Below are 17,400 nucleotides of genomic sequence, written 5' to 3' on the forward strand. Positions count from 1 at the left end.
AAAATCTTCGATATCACTCACAAAGTTTTTTTAAAATAGAATCAGGACTATGTTAATTGTTTCACAAACTAAAAATTTGGGAGGAACCAAAAATGGATGAGGTCTTGATTTTAAGCCGGATCCAGTTTGCTGTAACTGTGTTTTATCATTTTTTGTTTGTTCCGTTGACGCTTGGATTGGTCATCCTTGTCGCCATCATGGAGACCAAGTATGCACGGACACTAGACCAGACTTATAAAATGATGGCGGATTACTGGGGAAAGCTGTTTGCGATCAATTTTGTTCTTGGTGTCATCACTGGCATTACGATGGAGTTTCAATTTGGGACGAACTGGTCTGAGTATTCGAAGTATATGGGAGATATCTTTGGCTCGCCGCTTGCGATTGAAGCTCTGGCCGCTTTTTTTCTTGAATCCACCTTCATGGGCATCTGGCTGTTCGGCAAGGATAAGTTCTCACCCAAGATGCGGGCAATTTCCATCTGGATGGTCGCCCTCGGGACCAATATTTCTGCTCTCTGGATTATCACTGCAAATGGATTCATGCAAAATCCGGTAGGCTACGTCCTGAAGAATGGCCGTGTGGAGTTGAACAGCTTTTCAGAGCTCGTCACGAATCCATATGCATGGTACATGTTCGTACATACTGTCATAAGTGCTTATATTGTCGGGGCTTTTTTCATGATGGCCATCAGCGCGTACCACTTGCTGCGCAAAAATGAAACGGCTTTTTATAAAAAATCGTTTAAATATGGACTGGCTATGGCATTGTTCTCTGCCACTTTAACTCCATTCATCGGACACCAATCCGGGGTGTTTGCGGCAAAAATGCAGCCGGCAAAAGGTGCGGCAATGGAAGCAGTATGGGAGACACAGAAAGAGATGCCTTTTCATCTTATTCAGATACCCGATCAGGAAAATGAGCGCAATGCTTTTGAGGCAATCAGCATACCAAAGCTCGGAAGCTTCTTTTATACTAACTCCTTCAAAGGCGAAGTAACTGGCCTGAGGGATATACCCGCGGATGAACGGCCTAACGTGGAACTGGTATTTTATGCATTCAGGGTCATGGTTGCGCTTGGTGTCTTTTTTCTTGCTGTCTCATGGTATGGCCTTTATCTATATCGAAAAAATAAACTCGAGAACTCCCCAAGATATTTGAAGCTCGTCCTTTACTCTGTACTCCTCCCATACATTGCCATCAATGCAGGCTGGATGGTAGCAGAAGCGGGCAGACAGCCATGGGTTGTCTACGGGCTAATGAAGACTTCCGAAGGGGTATCTCCATTAGCTGTATCCCAGGTGGTTTTCTCGCTTGCAGCACTTGTCATTTTCTATACTGTCCTGCTGATTGCGGATGTTTATTTGATCATTAAGTATGCGAAAAAAGGGCCGGAATCAGAGGTTAAATATGGTCTTGGAGGGGGCGTGAAGCATGTCTCATGATACACTGGCGATTATTTGGTTCGGGCTCTGGGGCTTGATCTGGACGGTTTACTTTATCCTTGATGGATATGCGCTTGGAACAGGGATGCTATTCCCGTTCATTACAAAAAACCGGCAGGAACGAAATCAGCTGCAGGAAGCAGTCGGCCCGTTCTGGGGCGGGAACGAGGTATGGCTTATTACAGCGGGAGGAGCAACATTCGCAGCATTTCCGGCCGTCTATGCGGACATGTTCAGCTTTTTATACACGCCGTTATTTCTCGTATTGATTGCCCTGTTCATAAGGGCCATTGGTCTTGAATTCATGCATAAGGATGACAATCCAATCTGGCAGGCAGCGTGTAAATGGGCTTTTTTTGCGGGAAGCTTCCTGATCGCCTTCTTGTTTGGTGTGACATTCGCAAATCTGTACAGAGGCCTGTTGATTGGAGCCGATGGCTATGAGGGAAATCTGTTTAGCCTTCTCAATGGCTACGGAATTTTAGGAGGATTATTATTTGTCTCTTTATTCCTGCTATCCGGTTCATTATGGATTCAGATAAAGACTGCAGGACAAACGGCAGTAAGAGCCCATAGGCTTTCACGCTTTTTGGCAGGAGTGGCGCCTGCGATGCTGTCCCTATTCTTCCTGGCAACTGTGAACCGCACACCATTGCTCGATAACTACTCACATAATCCAATTCTCTGGATGGTACCTGCTCTGGCATTGACAGCCATGCTTTCCTCCGCGTACTTTATTTTTAAAAAGAAAATTGGCTATGCCTTTACTGCAGTATGTGTGACCATTTTCACCAAAATGGCATTCGGGTTCATTGGCATGTTCCCGAACATGCTGCCATCAAGAATAGACAGCGCCTATAGTGTCAGCCTATATGACGCCGCAGGAAGCAAGCTGAACCTGACCATCATGTTCATCGTCGCGCTCATCTTCGTGCCAATCATCATTGCCTATCAAATATGGAGCTACACACTATTCAAGGACAAAATCCTAAAAGAAAGCGCAAAAGGATACCAATAAGAGAGTTAGGGGAGAACGGAATTCTTATAGCGAGGAATTTCATGACATAAGGGTCGTATTAGGAGAGACGGCACCCTTATGGCGAGGAATGTCGTCGCATAAGGGTGTCATTAGGAGAGAACGGCACCCTTGTGGCGAGGAATGTCGTCACATAAGGGTGTCAATAGGGGAGAACGGCACCCTTATGGCGAGGAATATTGTCACATAAGGGTGTCAATAGGGGAGAACGGCACCCTTATGGCGAGGAATGTCGTCAGATAAGGGTGTTATTAAGGGAGAACGGCACCCTTATGGTGAGGAATGTCGTCGCATAAGGGTGTCATTAGGAGAGAACGACACCCTTATGGCGAGGAATGTCGTCACATAAGGGTGTCATTAGGGGAAAACGGCACCCTTATGGTGAGGAATCACGTCACATAAGGATCACATTAGGAGAGAACGACACCCTTATGGCGAGGAATGTCGTCAGATAAGGGTCGTATTAGGAGAGACGGCACCCTTATGGCGAGGAATGTCGTCAGATAAGGGTGTTATTAAGGGAGAACGGCACCCTTATGGTGAGGAATGTCGTCGCATAAGGGTGTCATTAGGGGAAAACGGCACCCTTATGGTGAGGAATCACGTCACATAAGGATCACATTAGGAGAGAACGACACCCTTATGGCGAGGAATGTCGTCACATAAGGGTGTTATTAGGGGAGAACGGCACCCTTATGGTGAGGAATGTCGTCAGATAAGGGTGTCATTAGGGGAGAACGGTACCCTTATGTCGAGGAATGTTGTCACATAAGGGTGTCATTAGGGGAGAACGGCACCCTTATGGTGAAAAATGTCGTCAGATAAGGGTGTCATTAGGGGAAAACGGCACCCTTATAGCGAGAAAACCCGCCGCATAAGGGTGTCATTAGGAGAGAACGACACCCTTATGGCGAGGAATCTCTTCACATAAGGATCACATTAGGCGGGAACGGTACCCTTATAGCAAGAAAATCCACCATATAAAGATAACCTTTGGCGGGAATAAATCCTCCCTCCTGAGAAGACTTAACTAAAGGTCATAAACTAACAACAGCCAAATAAAAGACCTATTAGATTCACTCTAATAGGTCTCATTTCTATGATAGGTCGGTAAGGGTAATTTTTATTTTTGCCTTAGTGCCAACGTTTTTTTCAAAAACTGTATTTTCTTTTTTCAGGTAGCTGGCATACGATCTGTTCCATTTTTTTATGGTGACAATGGACAAAATAATCGTGACCGCAAGTATAGCTGCGATGGTTGGCCAAAAGGCTGCGGAGACATAACCTCCTGAGTAAGCTAACCCAATCGGTGAGAATACAACATAGATAATAGCAACGAGTGCAAGCAGGATCACTGATACAGGTAATGTGTATTTCCATGGCACCATATTAACGGCTGCTTCTGAACGGAAGGTATATGGTGTCGCTCTTGGTTTCCAGATCCCGAATGCGAGCATAATCGCGACTTCTACCACGAATAGGATTGCGTATATATGGATGAAGTGGATGGGAACAGTATAGTCGAAAAGATGCTGTGTACCCCAGACCATCATATAATATGCAATAACGTGGAAGATTATCACGACTTTTGCTGCAAGTGACGGTACGCGTTTCGAGAAGATGCCGACAAGCAGGATGGCGATGATCGGAATATTGAAAAAGCCTGTGAATCTTCTGATCAGATCCCATAATCCTTCAGGCGCGTTCATCAAAAGCGGTGCTATACATAATGAAATGACCGCCAGCAGCGTTCCGGAGATTTTGCTTACGGAAATCAACTTCGCGTCATCTGCTTCTGGGTTGTAGCGGGCTTTATAGATATCGAGTGCGAACATAGTAGCCGCGCTGTTCAATAAAGAATTGAAAGAGCTCAATACAGCGCCCAGCAGGACTGCCAGGAAGAAGCCTGACATCCATGTCGGAAGGACATCGGAAATCAACGCCGGATAGGCTAGATCAACGGACTTTAAGCCGTCTCCATACATATGGAAGGCAATGACACCTGGAATCATCATCGTCAGCGGTACAAGCAGCTTGTAAAAACCAGTGATTAATACACCCTTTTGGCCTTCTGCGAGACTCTTTGCGCCGAGAGTTCTCTGGATCACATACTGATTTGACGCCCAATAGAAAAGATTGGCAAAAATCATCCCAGTAAAAATAGTCCCAAATGGCACGGAGTCCTGCTTCGTCCCTATAGAGTTCATTTTTTCGGTATTGGTTGTCGCGATTTGTTTCATTCCATCACCGATATTGCCGTCACCAAGGGCAATCAGGCCGAGTACCGGAACAAGCAGTCCGATGATGATCAAGCCAACACCATTCAAGGTATCTGAAATAGCCACTGCTTTCAGACCTCCGAAAATAGCATAGATGGCTCCTATGATCCCGATGATCCAGATGACGATCCATACCGATGCTTCATAAGAAATGCCAAATAGCTCAGGGACATTGAAAAGCTGCAGGACCGCAAGAGCTCCTGAATAAAGCATGGACGGTGCAGTAACGAATATGTACCCCAGCATGAACAGAAATACAGTGTATTGTCTTACCCCTTCATCAAACCGTTTGCTTAAAAACTCGGGAAGGGTGGTGAAATTTCCACCAAGGTATTTTGGAAGCAAGTATGTAGCCATGATTATGATTGAGAAAGCGGCAGTGACCTCCCAGGCCATGTTGGATAAGTTTGTTCTGTAGGCTTGTCCATTCAAACCGACCAGTTGTTCTGCGGAAAGATTGGTAAGCAGCAGTGAACCAGCGATAAAACCTCCTGTCAGACCCCTGCCAGCCAGGAAATAGCCAGCTGAATCACTGACTTCGCCTTTCGTTTTTACATAAGAATACCAGGCTACCAGACCCATGAAAAAGGCAGCCGATACGAGCGTGAATCCAATTCCCCCAAAATTCATTTTTTGACACCCCTTGATGTGTAATTTTTTCCCTATTTAATAACCTCCTTGCTGCCTCTCTAAACCTTTAACGCAATAAAATATTATTTCCAAATATTTTAATTAGAAAAAAATGGATGAAAGTTATATACTGATAGTAGCAATGTTGAATTTAATGGACGGGAGTGGTTCAGATGGATTTTTCAATGATAATATCGGAAGACCGTATCAAGCGTGCCTATAAAGACGGTGAGTTTGAAAACTTGCCTGGCTACGGAAAACCGTTGAATCTGGAAGATTTATCAGCAGTTCCGGAAGAATTAAGAATGGCTTACAAGATGCTGAAAAATGCTGGTTTTTCTCCAGAAGAACAAAGGCTAAGGCAGGAAGTTATGTCAATCGAAGACCTGATCCGAACTTGTGAAAACCCGGAAGAGAAAACCAGGCTGAACCAGGAACTCAGTGCAAAATTGCTAAAGTACAATAAAATCATGTCCAGCAGGGGTGCCAGGACAAATTCTTCTATATTTAAAAATTACGAGCGGAAGATTGAAAAGAAACTATTATAAATAAAGGGCCAGGCGGGAATTCCCGCCTGGCCCTTAAATGTTTAGAAGTTCATGTGAAAAGTCCTGTTCAGCTTATCGATCTTACCAGGGGCTATGCGTTTTTTTTGGTTACGCCCCTAGTGTCTTGATTTTTTCAGCAGCACCCGCTGTCTGGCTGACGTAAGCTGCTATTGTCTGATTATCATCATTCAATGTTTCAATTGTTGCGTTCATTTCCTCGAGGCCCGCGGTGGCCTGCTCGATAATCGCAGCCAGCTCACGTGTGGATGCTTCGACATCACCTGTCTGATTCATGACATCACTGACCGTTAATTCGAATTGGCCGAATTGAGTGGTCAGTTCGCGAAGAGTACTGCTGACTTCTCCGAAGAATCCGGAAACTTCCTCAACCGCAGAACGGCTTTCTTCGAGCTTTTCACTGCTGTCGTTCATTTTTTCCAGTGCAGCTGAGTTTGTTTCATTTACAGAAGTAAGGTTCTCAGTAATCTGAATGGCGGTTTCCTTTGTCATTTCGGCAAGCTTGCGAATCTCATTGGCTACTACCGAGAAGCCCTTTCCAGCTTCGCCGGCGCGTGCGGCTTCAATTGATGCGTTAAGGGCAAGCAGATTCGTTTGCTCGGTGATATTGCGGATGTTGACGATGAATCCATTCGTTTCTTCGATTTTTTTTGTCAGCATGGAGAAGGTCTGGCTCAGTTCGGATATCGAAGCCGCCAGCTCCTTCATATCGCCCTGAAGCTCGCCAATCTTAACAGAACCGCTTTCGGAAGCTTTGGCAGCCTGTAAGGTATTTTCAGAGAGCAAGACTGACATATCAGACATTTCGTCCATTCTTTGCTTAGTCATCTCGGCATTCTCGGAAATTTGGTTGATCTGTTCAGTCTGCACCTGGCTTCCGGCAGAAATTTCATTTACAGCGATTTTCATTTCTGTTTGTGAAGACAGATGGGTCTGGATTTGTTCATTGATTTTGCCAAGACTCTCTGTTACGACAAGCAGCTCGCTATGGAGCAGGGCGCTATGCTGTTCCTTACGGGCTTTTTCATTTTCCGATTCTGCTAGAAAAGCTTCCAGTGATTTAAACGCATTGCTGTTTAAGCGAATCAACACGAATAGCACTGCGCCAAGCAAAATATAACAGAGCAGGATTGCCGCGAAGGTGCTGCTTAAAAAATCCTGATTCTCTGTGGCAAGCAAGGTATTCATGACCACTGCCGCCAACCCAAGACTGTAGCCGGTAATAAAGACCTTCAGGTTGAAATGGATGGCGGAGAAGACGGCCAGAAATAACAGAACCAGCAAAAACGCCCCGTTCCCTCCAAACATTCCGATATAAAAGAAATGGTGGATGAAGATAGCAGCAAAAGCGGCATAAGGGAATAAGGCTTCCTTCTTAAGCCATAGCTGGAAGATTAGAAAGAACAGAACAAAAAATGATAATTCACTTACATATACCATTGTTTTGAGCATTGTTTCCTTTTCAATAATGGTATAAACAGATGTCGCGATCAGGGATACCGAATAAGTACTGAGCATTAAGATGTTCTTCTTTTTCGTATCCTGTCTGCGGAGATTTTCAATAGCCTCCACGTTAATCCCCCTTAGATGGTAAATGTCTTTACATATGTTATATCGGCATAAAAAATCACAAACTTAATGGCAGGCGAAAAATTATTTTTTGGTCCTCATTTCAGTTAAATTACTTAAGATTTATAAAAATATGTCGAAATAAAAAGAGATATTATGACAGTCACGAATTAGAGATAGAAGTTAAAGCAAAGCAGACAGGGGAGTCGTACATGGATAAGTCGTCAATTATTGGTGTCATATTAGCAATCATTGCGGTAGGAGTCGGGATGGTGTTCAAAGGTGTCAGCCCGAGTGCCCTTGCCAACCCCGCAGCGATCTTAATCATAGTGGTGGGTACTGTTGCGGCGGTGACAATCGCCTTTCCCGCAAATGAACTGAAGAAAGTACCCAAGCTGTTTAAAATTTTATTTAAAGAACAAGAAAGTGCAGATTTACCTTCATTAATTCGTTTGTTTTCTGAATGGGCCCAGCTTGCCCGTAAAGAAGGGTTGCTTGCGCTTGAGGCGAAAACGAGTGAAGTGGATGATGAGTTTTTGAAAAATGGCTTATCGCTTGCTGTTGATGGCCAGAGTGCTGATTATATCAGGGATGTTTTAACTGAAGAGGTTGAAGCGATGGAGGAACGCCACTTATCAGGTGCCGCGATTTTCACCCAGGCTGGCACTTATGCACCAACTTTAGGGGTTCTGGGTGCAGTAGTTGGCCTGATTGCGGCGTTGAGTCATATGGACAATACAGACGAGCTTGGCAGAGCAATCAGTGCTGCCTTCGTTGCAACATTATTGGGGATCTTCACTGGTTATGTTTTATGGCACCCATTCGCCAATAAATTGAAGCGCAAATCCAAACAGGAAGCGCAAGTGAAATACATGATGATTGAAGGTATTCTTTCCATCCTTGAGGGGGAAGCACCGCGGGTGATTGAACAAAAGCTCGCTTCCTATCTGCCAGCTGGGGAACGGAAGCTGATACTTGAAGAAAGCGTCGTGGCCCAGGATGAGTAAGAAAAGGAAAAAGAAGCATCATGAGGATCATATGGACGAATCCTGGCTGATTCCATATGCGGATCTGCTCACTCTCCTGCTGGCATTGTTTATCGTCCTGTTCGCAATGAGTTCAGTAGATGCCGTTAAGTTTCAGCAGATGTCAAAGGCATTCAATGATGTTTTCACAGGAGGGACAGGGGTGTTCGACTTCCAGAGCCCGATGCCCGAAGGCCAGATGGAATCGCCTGATGAACGTAAAGAAGACGTTGAAAAGAATGATAAGGAAACGACTGATACTGCCAAAGATCAGATGGAGCTTCTGGCCATCCAGCAGAAGGTCAATTCCTATATAGAAGAAAAAAAACTGACAGATAAACTCAATACAAAACTTACCGATGAGGGACTGCTGCTGACAATTCGGGACAATGTCCTCTTTGAATCAGGCAGGGCAGAGGTCCGGGCTACAGATACCAATATCGCAAATGAAATTGCGGACTTGCTGGTTATGGAGCCTCCCCGGAATATTATCATCAGCGGGCATACAGATAATGTGCCGATCAGGACCGCGAGATATGAATCGAATTGGGAACTGAGTGTCATGAGAGCCGTTGAATTCATGAAGATCATTTTGAAAAATGAACAGCTTGATCCTCGCTGGTTCAGTGCCAAAGGATTTGGGGAGTTTCAGCCAGTAGCTACCAATGACACCACAGAAGGCAAGGCAAGGAACCGCCGGGTAGAAATTTTAATTCTTCCGCGGACAAGCAATAATCCGGGACAATAAACAAACTGCTGCCAGGCAAAATGGCAGCAGTTTTTTGTTGAAAAAATATTTTGGGTATTTTCATAATTTTGGTTATTTGCTATGATTTAGGAATCTTAATTTCCGAGGTAAAAAGAAATGAATAAACTAAAAGGCTATTATAAGCAATTCCACCCGATTGTCTGGGTGCTCCTGGGCGGTACTGTTCTTGCAAGGGGATCCGCTTTTGCAACATTGCCATTTCTGGCCATCTATCTTTCTAGGAATCTGGATCTGCATCCAGTATTGATCGGGATCACGATTGGAATCAGTCCATTGTCTGGAGTGATTGGCGGCTTCCTTGGCGGCCATTTATCAGACAAATACGGCCGCAAGCCGGTGATGATTGGTTCGTTGTTTGCGATGTCGCTTGTCTATTTTGGCTTCATGATTGCTGAGACCCCGGGATGGTTCATTGTCCTGAATGCACTGAATGGCTTGAGCGGCTCATTTTTTGAACCGACCGGCCAGGCGCTGATTGCCGATTTAACAGAAAAAAGCAAGCGTATGAGGGCATTTTCACTAAGATATACGGCTATCAATATCGGAGCTTCTGTCGGCCCGTTACTCGGTGCCTATCTGGCTGTCGTTTCAGCTAAATCAGCTTTCATGGTAACAGGAATCATGTATTTCATTTATGTCCTCATACTGTCATTGATGATGAAGAAATACAATCTGGGCAACCCGGTGGGTGAAGGTTCAAAAGTAACATTCGCCAGTTCATTAAAAATCATCAGCAAAGATAAAGCCTTAAGATATTTGATACTGGGAACAATCATCATTAATTTTGGCTATTCACAAATGGAATCCAATGTACCGCAATATCTAGAATCATCTATTGCAAATGGGGTGCTTGTCTATTCCGTGATGCTTTCGATCAATGCAGTGATGGTTGTCTTGCTGCAAATGCCAATCAGCCACATCGCAGAAAAGTTCAAGACGATGCAGGTGATGATGGCCGGTGCGGTTTTCCTCTCATTGGGAATGCTGACATTTGGATTTGTGACTGGCTGGTACACTTGCATAATAGCGATTATCTTCATAACCATAGGAGAAATACTTATCTTTCCATCAAGCAGTTATCTTGTTGACCAGCTTGCAACAGATGAACTAAGGGGAACGTACTTTGGAGCGGCGCAGTTCCGGAGGATCGGCCATTTTCTGGGACCGATTGTCGGTGGTTTTTTACTGAAAGAAGCAGGAGGGACGATCTTATTTACTTTTGTTTCTTTCGCAGTGCTTGGAAGTATCCTTTTTTTCATCCAGGGTAACAGAATTTTTGTAAAAACAGCACCATCAGTAATGAAAAGTTAACAAAAGAGAGCAAGATTCCATGGAGAATCTTGCTCTCTTTTGTGTTTATAGGCACTTTATTAGATAAAATAGCGAACTTAAAAAAATCCCAGGAAGAATCGAAGCATAAAAAAGGAAACCGATTAAATTTTACTCGGTTTCCTTACCCGGCATGTCTGGCTGGCACATTTTATCGATCGCAGCGCCGATGACTAACATCATAATGATTGGAATGGAGAAGTTCAGTATATGAACAATAGTCATGTCCATAACCCCCTCTGAATTATAAGGTTTACATATTACTTACATTATATTGTATTTGTCACAAAATAGACACAATTAAATTTGACTATTCTGAATATTTTCCGCTCTCATTGCACGATATGTATTAACTTCAAAGTTCTCAACATAGATTCCAAGATTTCCACACATGCGTGGGGAAAAAGTAAGGAATTTTAACAGTTTTACTATTATCAATGGCTGCCTCATTTAATAATTGGAACTAAATTTTAATAGTATTGTGTATATTCGGACAAAGGTATAAGATTTAATTGGTAAGCTATATTCTGGAAATAGCGAGGTGCGCTGCATGAACGAAAAAGAGGCCCTTATTTTAAAGCTGATCAAAGAGGATCCGTTCATTTCACATTTTGATCTTGCCGCAAAGGCAGATTTACCGGGTGACAGAGTTGCTGGCTATATTTCCTCCTTAATGAAGCAGGGAAAGATCGTGGGGAGAGCATATGTTTTACCAGAGCAACGGCAGGTATTATGTGTAGGTGGCGCTAATATCGACCGCAAAATATGGTCAAAAGGGGTGCTGGAACTGGGTACTTCTAACCCGGCTGAGAGTTCAAAGTCCTGTGGAGGGGTTGCCAGGAATATAGCCGAGAACCTGGGCAGGCTTGGAAGCGGTGTCAGTGTGCTGACGGCCGTAGGTGAAGACCACGAAGGACACTGGCTGATGGAATACACTAGGGCTTTCGCCGATGTCGCTCCGTCAGAAATCCTAAAGGGACATTCTACTGGAACATATACGGCTGTGCTGGATCAGGAGGGTGAGATGACTGTCGCTTTAGCGGAAATGTCACTCTATGATTCTATTACTCCTGAATTCATCGATCGCAAATGGAGTTACTTTGCTTCCTCGGATTTCATCATGCTGGATACCAACTTTCCTGCTGATGTGCTCAATCGGATCATCGAGCGATGCCGTAAGGAAAACATCCAGCTTTGTATCACGCCAGTGTCATCTCCAAAAGCGAAGAAGTTGCCTCATGACCTGCTGGGGGTTACATGGCTGATTGCAAATAAGGATGAAGCTGAAGCCATTTCAGGGATCAAGATTGAAACAGAAGGGGACTTTTTCAGAGCGGCCGAAACAATCATACATAAAGGCGTTGAAAAGGTTGTCATCAGCCGCGGTGATAAAGGACTGATTTACTTTACTGAAAAAGGAGAAGCAGGCGTACTGATTCCTCCGGCGATTTCTATCATCGATGTAACGGGAGCCGGTGATTCGCTGGTGGCCGGTATCATTTATGCCCATCTGAACCGCATCCAGACTGAGGATGCCTGCAAGATTGGAATGGCCTGTTCCATACTTACATTGCAGTCAATCGAAACAGTCAATCCGATTTTGAATAATCAACAATTGCTAGAAACATTTAAACAAAACTTTAAATAAGGCGAGGTACAGCATGCTGGAAAACAGGATTGAATACTCTCGCTCGAGTATCTGGAAACCCGGGCATACCTCTTGCAGGCTTTGGGACCGATTCACTGCCAGCATTTATACCAGGACTAGCGAAAGGGAAAAGCCTAGTCGCCAATATCGCGCTTGTCAAAAACAATGGAAGTGCGGGAGCAAAGATTGCCGCCAGCCTTTCCTAGCAGGAAATCAGCCTTTAAGGCTGATTTTTTTTGTTTAGGATACTTATATTAGGTCTAATGAGCCCTTTCGGATTGTACTTTATAGTAATATTCATTTTTAAAATTTCGTGAAATCAAGGTAGTAGGAGAAGGTAGTCTTTACTGATTCCATTTTTAATTGCCTCATCAACCAGAATCTTCTCTGATTTGGTTGTCTGCTGTCCCATCAAGTCTTCTCCTCTCTCGATATAGCTGAGGCATGACTTGGAAACCTCTGCTTTTAGAGAAAGTTCGATAAGTTTCTTTCGAGCCTTAGTCTTTGGATTCCTTTTCCAATCATCATATGGTTGTTTTAATTCATTATAACGAACATTAGTATTCTTTAAAAAACACAAGAAAGTGAGAAAACGGCAGTATTTTCTTAAAAAAGAACGAAAAATGTTCTTTTTTAAGAAAATTTGCCTTATTATCGAATTTTTCAGAAATGATTCCTATGAACTATACTCGAATAAAGATGTGGAACAAATAATATAAAGGAGGCGGATGGTGATGTACAGGAAAAACTGTGATAGATGCAACCGTCCATCGTTTAGCAGCAGTGAACAAGGGGAATGGATATGTCCGATCTGTGGTCAAGATCTGACAAGGTATCCATTTTTCGATGCCATCAGCCTAGAAAAAGCAGTCATAACTTCCCGTAGGAAAAGGCTGACCTTTTCACCATCTTCGCAGTCCAAAGCACTATCTTCAGATTTATGGGGGTGAATCCTAAAAAAGAGTTCAACAATAAGGGAGATAATATGACAAAAAACCTCCGCTGATTGGTTGGAATTTTCAGAAAAGTAAAGCGTGAGATTGTGATTTTGTAATTATTTGGAATATAAGCTAGGAAATCGATGTGATACAGCCGACAAATAATTACATGTTAAATATATAGAACAATGTACAATGACTTTAGGAGTAAAAGATTAAGCAAAAAGATACAGATAAAGGCAAACTGATTGAAAAATCAGGACGCAAAGTCACGGATCTAAGGTACAAACGTACTATGATGGCCGGGCCGCCTGGGATACTAACTGTATTTTGGGGGGAAGAACTTGATTAAAGAGCAGGTAATTTTCGAAGAATTGGATACAGAATGGATGCAGCTTATATTGGAAGCATTGGAAATGGGAATTAATAAAGAGGAAATCAGAGAGTTTTTAATGCAGTCTAGCGGGCAATTATAAGTTTTCTACATAGAAATAATAATATTGAGCAGCTCTTAGGGAGGTGCTTTTTATTTGCGTAAAAAAAGGACAGGCAATATGCTGTCCTTGAAGTTATTTATTGCTGATTCTCCATTTATTAAACTCTAGAAATTCGCGGAACTGGTCTTTGCTGATTCCGGAATCCATTGCTTCTTTAACAAGATTAACCCATTCGGAATCCATATTTTCCTTGTCGACTTGTTCATGAATTAATTGATCAACTGGCACATTCAGGACTCCAGCAATCTTTTCTAAAAATTGAATAGAAGGATTTGTTTGCAGATTCCGTTCCAGCGAGCTTAAATAGGACTTAGCTACGCCAGCCTGTTCTGCCAATTCGGATAGGGACATTCTTTTTTCTTGTCGAAGTTTTTTGACGCGTTCACCAATCACTGTTATCCACACACCTTATCAATTTATAGTTATATCATAACAAATCTGATAAAATAGTTCCATATTGAGAACAGCTTACAGAACAATTATAATCAATCTTTTCGATTTTTACGGTATTTTTTTAAAAAAACTATCCCCGGCAGGTTGGGAAAAAAATAGTCACTATAATTATCGGCAATTTAGTGTGAAATCTTTATTGTATTCAAACACGATAGTCTGCTATATTCTTTTAATTGAAAAAAAGGTAAAATGATAGCAATCAGACAAGTTACGGGTGATGATATGCAGAAGAAGTATTTATTGATTTATGAAGAAATCGCTAAACAAATCCAGGATGGGCATTATCCGGCTAAAACGATCTTACCATCAGAGAATGAATTCGCCGATATGTATAGAACATCACGGGAAACCATTCGCAAAGCGCTGAACATGCTTGCGCAAAATGGCTTCATCCAAAAGATTCGCGGCAAAGGCTCTCTCGTGCTGGATTTAAAAAGGCACCAGTTTCCGATTTCCGGATTGATCAGTTTTAAAGAGCTTGCGGAAAATATGGGCGGCACCGCGCGGACAACGGTGGAAGAGTTCACTCTCGAGCAGGCAGGACGGGATATCGGCAGAGAATTAAATGTTGAGAATAATGAGATGGTCTGGAAGGTGAAGAGAGTAAGGCATATTGATGAAGAGCGAGTCATTCTCGATAAAGACTTTATCGTCGAAAGGCATGTGCCAGGGCTGTCACGCCAGAAATGTGAGAATTCCATTTTCGAGTATATCGAGAAGGAACTGGAGAAAAAAATCAGTTTTGCAAAAAAGGAATTCACAGTTGAAAAACCAAGTGCAGAAGATTTGGAACTGCTGGATATGGAAGGTTTCCATGCCATTGTCATCGTTAAAAACTATATTTACTTTGATGATGCGACCCTGTTTCAGTATACGGAATCAAGGCACCGTCCCGACAAGTTCCGGTTTGTGGATTTTGCGAGACGTATGGATACACAGTCGATTTAAAAAAGAAGCTGCCATTAAATGGGCCTGGATTACGAGGCCATTCAATAGGCAGCTTTATTAATGCTTTGGATATTTACCAACTAGATGGATGGCACTGATGATCCTTTTATTGATCCAGGTCCTGTTTTCCTGGGTGTTAAGCTGTTCAAAGACCATTTTGCGGCCATCTTCAGTAGTGACATAGTGACTTGGAAGAGTGTTCAGGCTAATCGCGATGATATCATCCCGGCACTTCTGGCAATTGCAGAATGTCTGATAATCCGGGCTCATCATCAGCACATTGACAAGAGTGGAAACCACTTCTTCCATTACATTGACATAACCAAATTTCATGATGCTCCTTCTCTCCCTATTGATGTCCTAAATTAAATTATAGAGTAATGGCGAAAATATAAAATGATTTTTTCTCCATTGGCTTAAGATAGGTCTTTTTTCACTTTTTTATTCTAAAAAGTGGAAGTGTGATTCAATGTTTTACAGGCTGCAGACAGGGAAGATTTAATAGTGGAGAATTTATAAAAGGGAGATGTTATATCAATGGCTAAAAAAATTGCTTGTTTAATAACGGACCTATTTGAAGACTCAGAATACCTCGAGCCTGCCCGTGCTTTTGCAGAAGCAGGACATGAGGTTATGACCATCGAAAAAGAAAAGGGGAAGACAGTAAAAGGCAAGCAGGGCAAAGCCGAGGTAAAAATTGATGAAAGCATCGATCAAGTAAGACCGGAAGATTTCGATGCATTGTTCATTCCTGGCGGTTTTTCTCCGGACCAGCTTCGCGGGGATGAACAATTCGTAAAATTCGCCAAGTCGTTCATGGATGAGAAGAAGCCCGTGTTTGCGATTTGCCATGGCCCACAGCTTCTGTTGACCGCCAAGACACTAGAAGGAAGAGATGCAACAGGCTATAAATCAATCCGTGTGGACATGGAATACGCCGGGGCAAAATACGCGGACAAGGAAGTCGTCGTTTGCAGCAACCAGCTGGTGACTAGCCGGGAGCCAAAAGATATTCCTGCATTCAACCGCGAAGCACTGAACTTGTTAAAATAAAGACTGAACCCCTCCTGCTTAAGAGCGGGAGGGTTTTTTACTGTGTGTAGAACTGGAAAAAAACACGCTTAATTTCCAATTCGCTATAAAAACGATAAACTCGCTATAAAAAGGTGAAATTCGCTATAAAAAGTTGAATTTCGCTATAAAAAGTTGAAACTCGCTATAAAAAAGAAAAATTCGCTATAAAAATAAAAAAGTCTCTATAAAAGTAAAACAGTGGCTATAAAGATGGTAAGATGAGATTGGTTTTGGGATGTAAGACCAAGAAAGGTGGCATTCCCAGGCTATTTTCCTTTTACCTTGTATTGAACTGGTTCATTTTGCGGAATTTTACGTATAAGATAATATGGAGGATGAAAAGAATCAGGGAGATGACGGAATGATTGTTTTAAAATCAAAACGAGAAATTGAAAATATGAAGGAAGCAGGAAAATTGCTTGCTTCTGTGCATAAAGAGATCCGCAAAATTATTAAGCCTGGAGTGACGACCTGGGAAATTGATGAGTTTGTAGAAGACTACCTGAAAAAACATGGGGCCACACCGCAGCAGAAGGGCTACCGGGACTATCAATATGCAACCTGTGCCAGCATCAATGATGAAGTATGCCACGGATTTCCGCGCAAAGAGGCGCTGAATGACGGTGATATTGTTACTATCGATATGGTTGTCAACCTGAATGGTGCCCTCGCTGATTCGGCCTGGAGCTATGCCGTTGGGAATATAAGCGAAGAGTCGCAGAAGCTGCTGGATGTGACGAAAGAGGCCTTATACCGGGGAATTGCTGTATCCGTTCCAGGCAACCGGGTTGGTGACATTGGCCATGCAATCCAGTCCTATGTGGAAGCTGAAGGGTTTTCGGTTGTGCGCGAATTCATCGGCCACGGCATCGGCTCAGTGATTCATGAAAAGCCGGATATCCCGCACTACGGCCTGCCAGGCAAAGGGCCTAGGCTAAAAGAAGGCATGGTATTCACCATCGAACCGATGGTCAATATCGGAGAATGGCCTACCAAAATGGATTCAAACAAGTGGACAGCAAGAACGGTTGACGGCACACTTTCTGCCCAGTATGAGCACACTATCGCGATCACCAAGGACGGTCCAATTATTCTGACGGATCAGGAGTAAATTAAACGCATCGGGCTAAACGGAAGTTTGGCTCGATATTTTTATCGATTATGAAAAAAATTTTCATCTTCCCTCAATAACTT

16 protein-coding genes and 1 riboswitch are annotated in these 17,400 nt (G+C 43.1%); of the genes, 12 read left to right on the top strand and 4 right to left on the bottom strand.

The window, feature by feature from the left end; genetic code table 11:
- Positions 1-92 precede the first annotated feature (92 nt).
- The gene (locus B5X77_RS04335) at positions 93-1,445 is read left to right on the top strand and encodes a cytochrome ubiquinol oxidase subunit I (RefSeq protein WP_079505439.1); all 1,353 of its coding nucleotides are present in this window, start codon (positions 93-95) and stop codon (positions 1,443-1,445) included.
- Positions 1,435-2,463 (top strand): cytochrome d ubiquinol oxidase subunit II, encoded by a 1,029-nt coding sequence (gene cydB / locus B5X77_RS04340; protein WP_079505441.1) that lies wholly within the window; start codon positions 1,435-1,437, stop codon positions 2,461-2,463. Before B5X77_RS04335 ends, cydB begins: the two co-directional genes overlap by 11 nt.
- A 1,115-nt stretch (positions 2,464-3,578) precedes the next feature.
- Here cydB and B5X77_RS04345 read toward each other — a convergent pair.
- A complete protein-coding gene (locus tag B5X77_RS04345) occupies positions 3,579-5,390 on the bottom strand; it encodes a solute:sodium symporter family transporter (protein WP_079505443.1) in 1,812 nt (603 codons plus the stop codon).
- Between the two features lie 173 nt (positions 5,391-5,563).
- Between B5X77_RS04345 and B5X77_RS04350 the strand changes: the two genes are divergently transcribed.
- Positions 5,564-5,938, top strand: coding sequence for a DnaJ family domain-containing protein (locus tag B5X77_RS04350; protein WP_079505445.1), 375 nt, complete (start codon positions 5,564-5,566; stop codon positions 5,936-5,938).
- Between the two features lie 108 nt (positions 5,939-6,046).
- Here the strand turns inward: B5X77_RS04350 and B5X77_RS04355 are convergent, their stop codons facing one another.
- The gene (locus B5X77_RS04355; protein WP_079505447.1) at positions 6,047-7,528 is read right to left on the bottom strand and encodes a methyl-accepting chemotaxis protein; all 1,482 of its coding nucleotides are present in this window, start codon (positions 7,526-7,528) and stop codon (positions 6,047-6,049) included.
- A 209-nt stretch (positions 7,529-7,737) separates the two neighbouring features.
- Between B5X77_RS04355 and motA the strand changes: the two genes are divergently transcribed.
- The 6 genes from motA (at position 7,738) to B5X77_RS04380 (ending at position 13,710) form a co-directional block, all read left to right on the top strand.
- Positions 7,738-8,532: a flagellar motor stator protein MotA gene (motA, locus tag B5X77_RS04360; protein WP_079505449.1), complete on the top strand. Its 795-nt coding sequence runs from the start codon at positions 7,738-7,740 to the stop codon at positions 8,530-8,532.
- Entirely contained in the window at positions 8,525-9,298 is a 774-nt protein-coding gene (gene motB, locus B5X77_RS04365) for a flagellar motor protein MotB (protein ID WP_079505451.1), read from the top strand. The genes motA and motB overlap by 8 nt, the downstream gene beginning before the upstream one ends.
- Positions 9,299-9,415: 117 nt before the next feature.
- Positions 9,416-10,630, top strand: a complete 1,215-nt coding sequence (locus B5X77_RS04370; protein WP_079505453.1) for an MDR family MFS transporter — start codon at positions 9,416-9,418, stop codon at positions 10,628-10,630.
- 568 nt (positions 10,631-11,198) lie between these two features.
- Positions 11,199-12,296, top strand: a complete 1,098-nt coding sequence (locus B5X77_RS04375; protein ID WP_079505455.1) for a carbohydrate kinase — start codon at positions 11,199-11,201, stop codon at positions 12,294-12,296.
- A 29-nt stretch (positions 12,297-12,325) separates the two neighbouring features.
- A complete protein-coding gene (locus B5X77_RS23550) occupies positions 12,326-12,502 on the top strand; it encodes a pseudouridine-5'-phosphate glycosidase (protein WP_218970300.1) in 177 nt (58 codons plus the stop codon).
- Positions 12,503-13,462: 960 nt separating this feature from the next.
- A riboswitch (cyclic di-GMP riboswitch) is annotated at positions 13,463-13,549 on the top strand.
- A 29-nt stretch (positions 13,550-13,578) separates the two neighbouring features.
- Positions 13,579-13,710 carry an anti-repressor SinI family protein gene (locus B5X77_RS04380; protein ID WP_079505457.1) on the top strand — a complete coding sequence of 44 codons (132 nt, stop codon included), beginning with the start codon at positions 13,579-13,581 and terminating at the stop codon, positions 13,708-13,710.
- Positions 13,711-13,803: 93 nt separating this feature from the next.
- Here B5X77_RS04380 and B5X77_RS04385 read toward each other — a convergent pair whose 3' ends face one another.
- A complete protein-coding gene (locus B5X77_RS04385; protein WP_079505459.1) occupies positions 13,804-14,124 on the bottom strand; it encodes a helix-turn-helix domain-containing protein in 321 nt (106 codons plus the stop codon).
- A 249-nt stretch (positions 14,125-14,373) separates the two neighbouring features.
- On the opposite strand from B5X77_RS04385, the gene treR reads away from it, so the two are divergent.
- Positions 14,374-15,132: a trehalose operon repressor gene (gene treR / locus B5X77_RS04390; protein ID WP_306807286.1), complete on the top strand. Its 759-nt coding sequence runs from the start codon at positions 14,374-14,376 to the stop codon at positions 15,130-15,132.
- A gap of 57 nt (positions 15,133-15,189) precedes the next feature.
- Here the strand turns inward: treR and B5X77_RS04395 are convergent, their stop codons facing one another.
- Positions 15,190-15,465, bottom strand: a complete 276-nt coding sequence (locus tag B5X77_RS04395) for a late competence development ComFB family protein (RefSeq protein WP_257391721.1) — start codon at positions 15,463-15,465, stop codon at positions 15,190-15,192.
- A gap of 204 nt (positions 15,466-15,669) precedes the next feature.
- On the opposite strand from B5X77_RS04395, the gene B5X77_RS04400 reads away from it, so the two are divergent.
- Entirely contained in the window at positions 15,670-16,185 is a 516-nt protein-coding gene (locus B5X77_RS04400; protein ID WP_079505461.1) for a type 1 glutamine amidotransferase domain-containing protein, read from the top strand.
- 382 nt (positions 16,186-16,567) lie between these two features.
- On the top strand, positions 16,568-17,317 hold the full coding sequence (gene map, locus B5X77_RS04405; protein WP_079505463.1) for a type I methionyl aminopeptidase: 750 nt from the start codon (positions 16,568-16,570) through the stop codon (positions 17,315-17,317).
- Positions 17,318-17,400 lie beyond the last annotated feature (83 nt).

It is taken from the genome of Mesobacillus jeotgali, from assembly GCF_900166585.1.
GTDB classification, from domain to species: domain Bacteria; phylum Bacillota; class Bacilli; order Bacillales; family Cytobacillaceae; genus Mesobacillus; species Mesobacillus jeotgali_A.

What these genes read in the sequence shown, in the direction of transcription:
- B5X77_RS04375 (WP_079505455.1), top strand. Translation starts at nt 11,199, where the DNA reads ATGAACGAAAAAGAGGCCCTTATTTTAAAGCTGATCAAAGAGGATCCG.
- B5X77_RS04335 (WP_079505439.1), top strand. Translation starts at nt 93, where the DNA reads ATGGATGAGGTCTTGATTTTAAGCCGGATCCAGTTTGCTGTAACTGTG.
- motB (WP_079505451.1), top strand. Translation starts at nt 8,525, where the DNA reads ATGAGTAAGAAAAGGAAAAAGAAGCATCATGAGGATCATATGGACGAA.
- B5X77_RS04395 (WP_257391721.1), bottom strand. Translation starts at nt 15,465, where the DNA reads ATGAAATTTGGTTATGTCAATGTAATGGAAGAAGTGGTTTCCACTCTT.
- motA (WP_079505449.1), top strand. Translation starts at nt 7,738, where the DNA reads ATGGATAAGTCGTCAATTATTGGTGTCATATTAGCAATCATTGCGGTA.
- B5X77_RS04350 (WP_079505445.1), top strand. Translation starts at nt 5,564, where the DNA reads ATGGATTTTTCAATGATAATATCGGAAGACCGTATCAAGCGTGCCTAT.
- cydB (WP_079505441.1), top strand. Translation starts at nt 1,435, where the DNA reads ATGTCTCATGATACACTGGCGATTATTTGGTTCGGGCTCTGGGGCTTG.
- B5X77_RS04400 (WP_079505461.1), top strand. Translation starts at nt 15,670, where the DNA reads ATGGCTAAAAAAATTGCTTGTTTAATAACGGACCTATTTGAAGACTCA.
- B5X77_RS04345 (WP_079505443.1), bottom strand. Translation starts at nt 5,390, where the DNA reads ATGAATTTTGGGGGAATTGGATTCACGCTCGTATCGGCTGCCTTTTTC.
- treR (WP_306807286.1), top strand. Translation starts at nt 14,374, where the DNA reads ATGATAGCAATCAGACAAGTTACGGGTGATGATATGCAGAAGAAGTAT.
- map (WP_079505463.1), top strand. Translation starts at nt 16,568, where the DNA reads ATGATTGTTTTAAAATCAAAACGAGAAATTGAAAATATGAAGGAAGCA.
- B5X77_RS04370 (WP_079505453.1), top strand. Translation starts at nt 9,416, where the DNA reads ATGAATAAACTAAAAGGCTATTATAAGCAATTCCACCCGATTGTCTGG.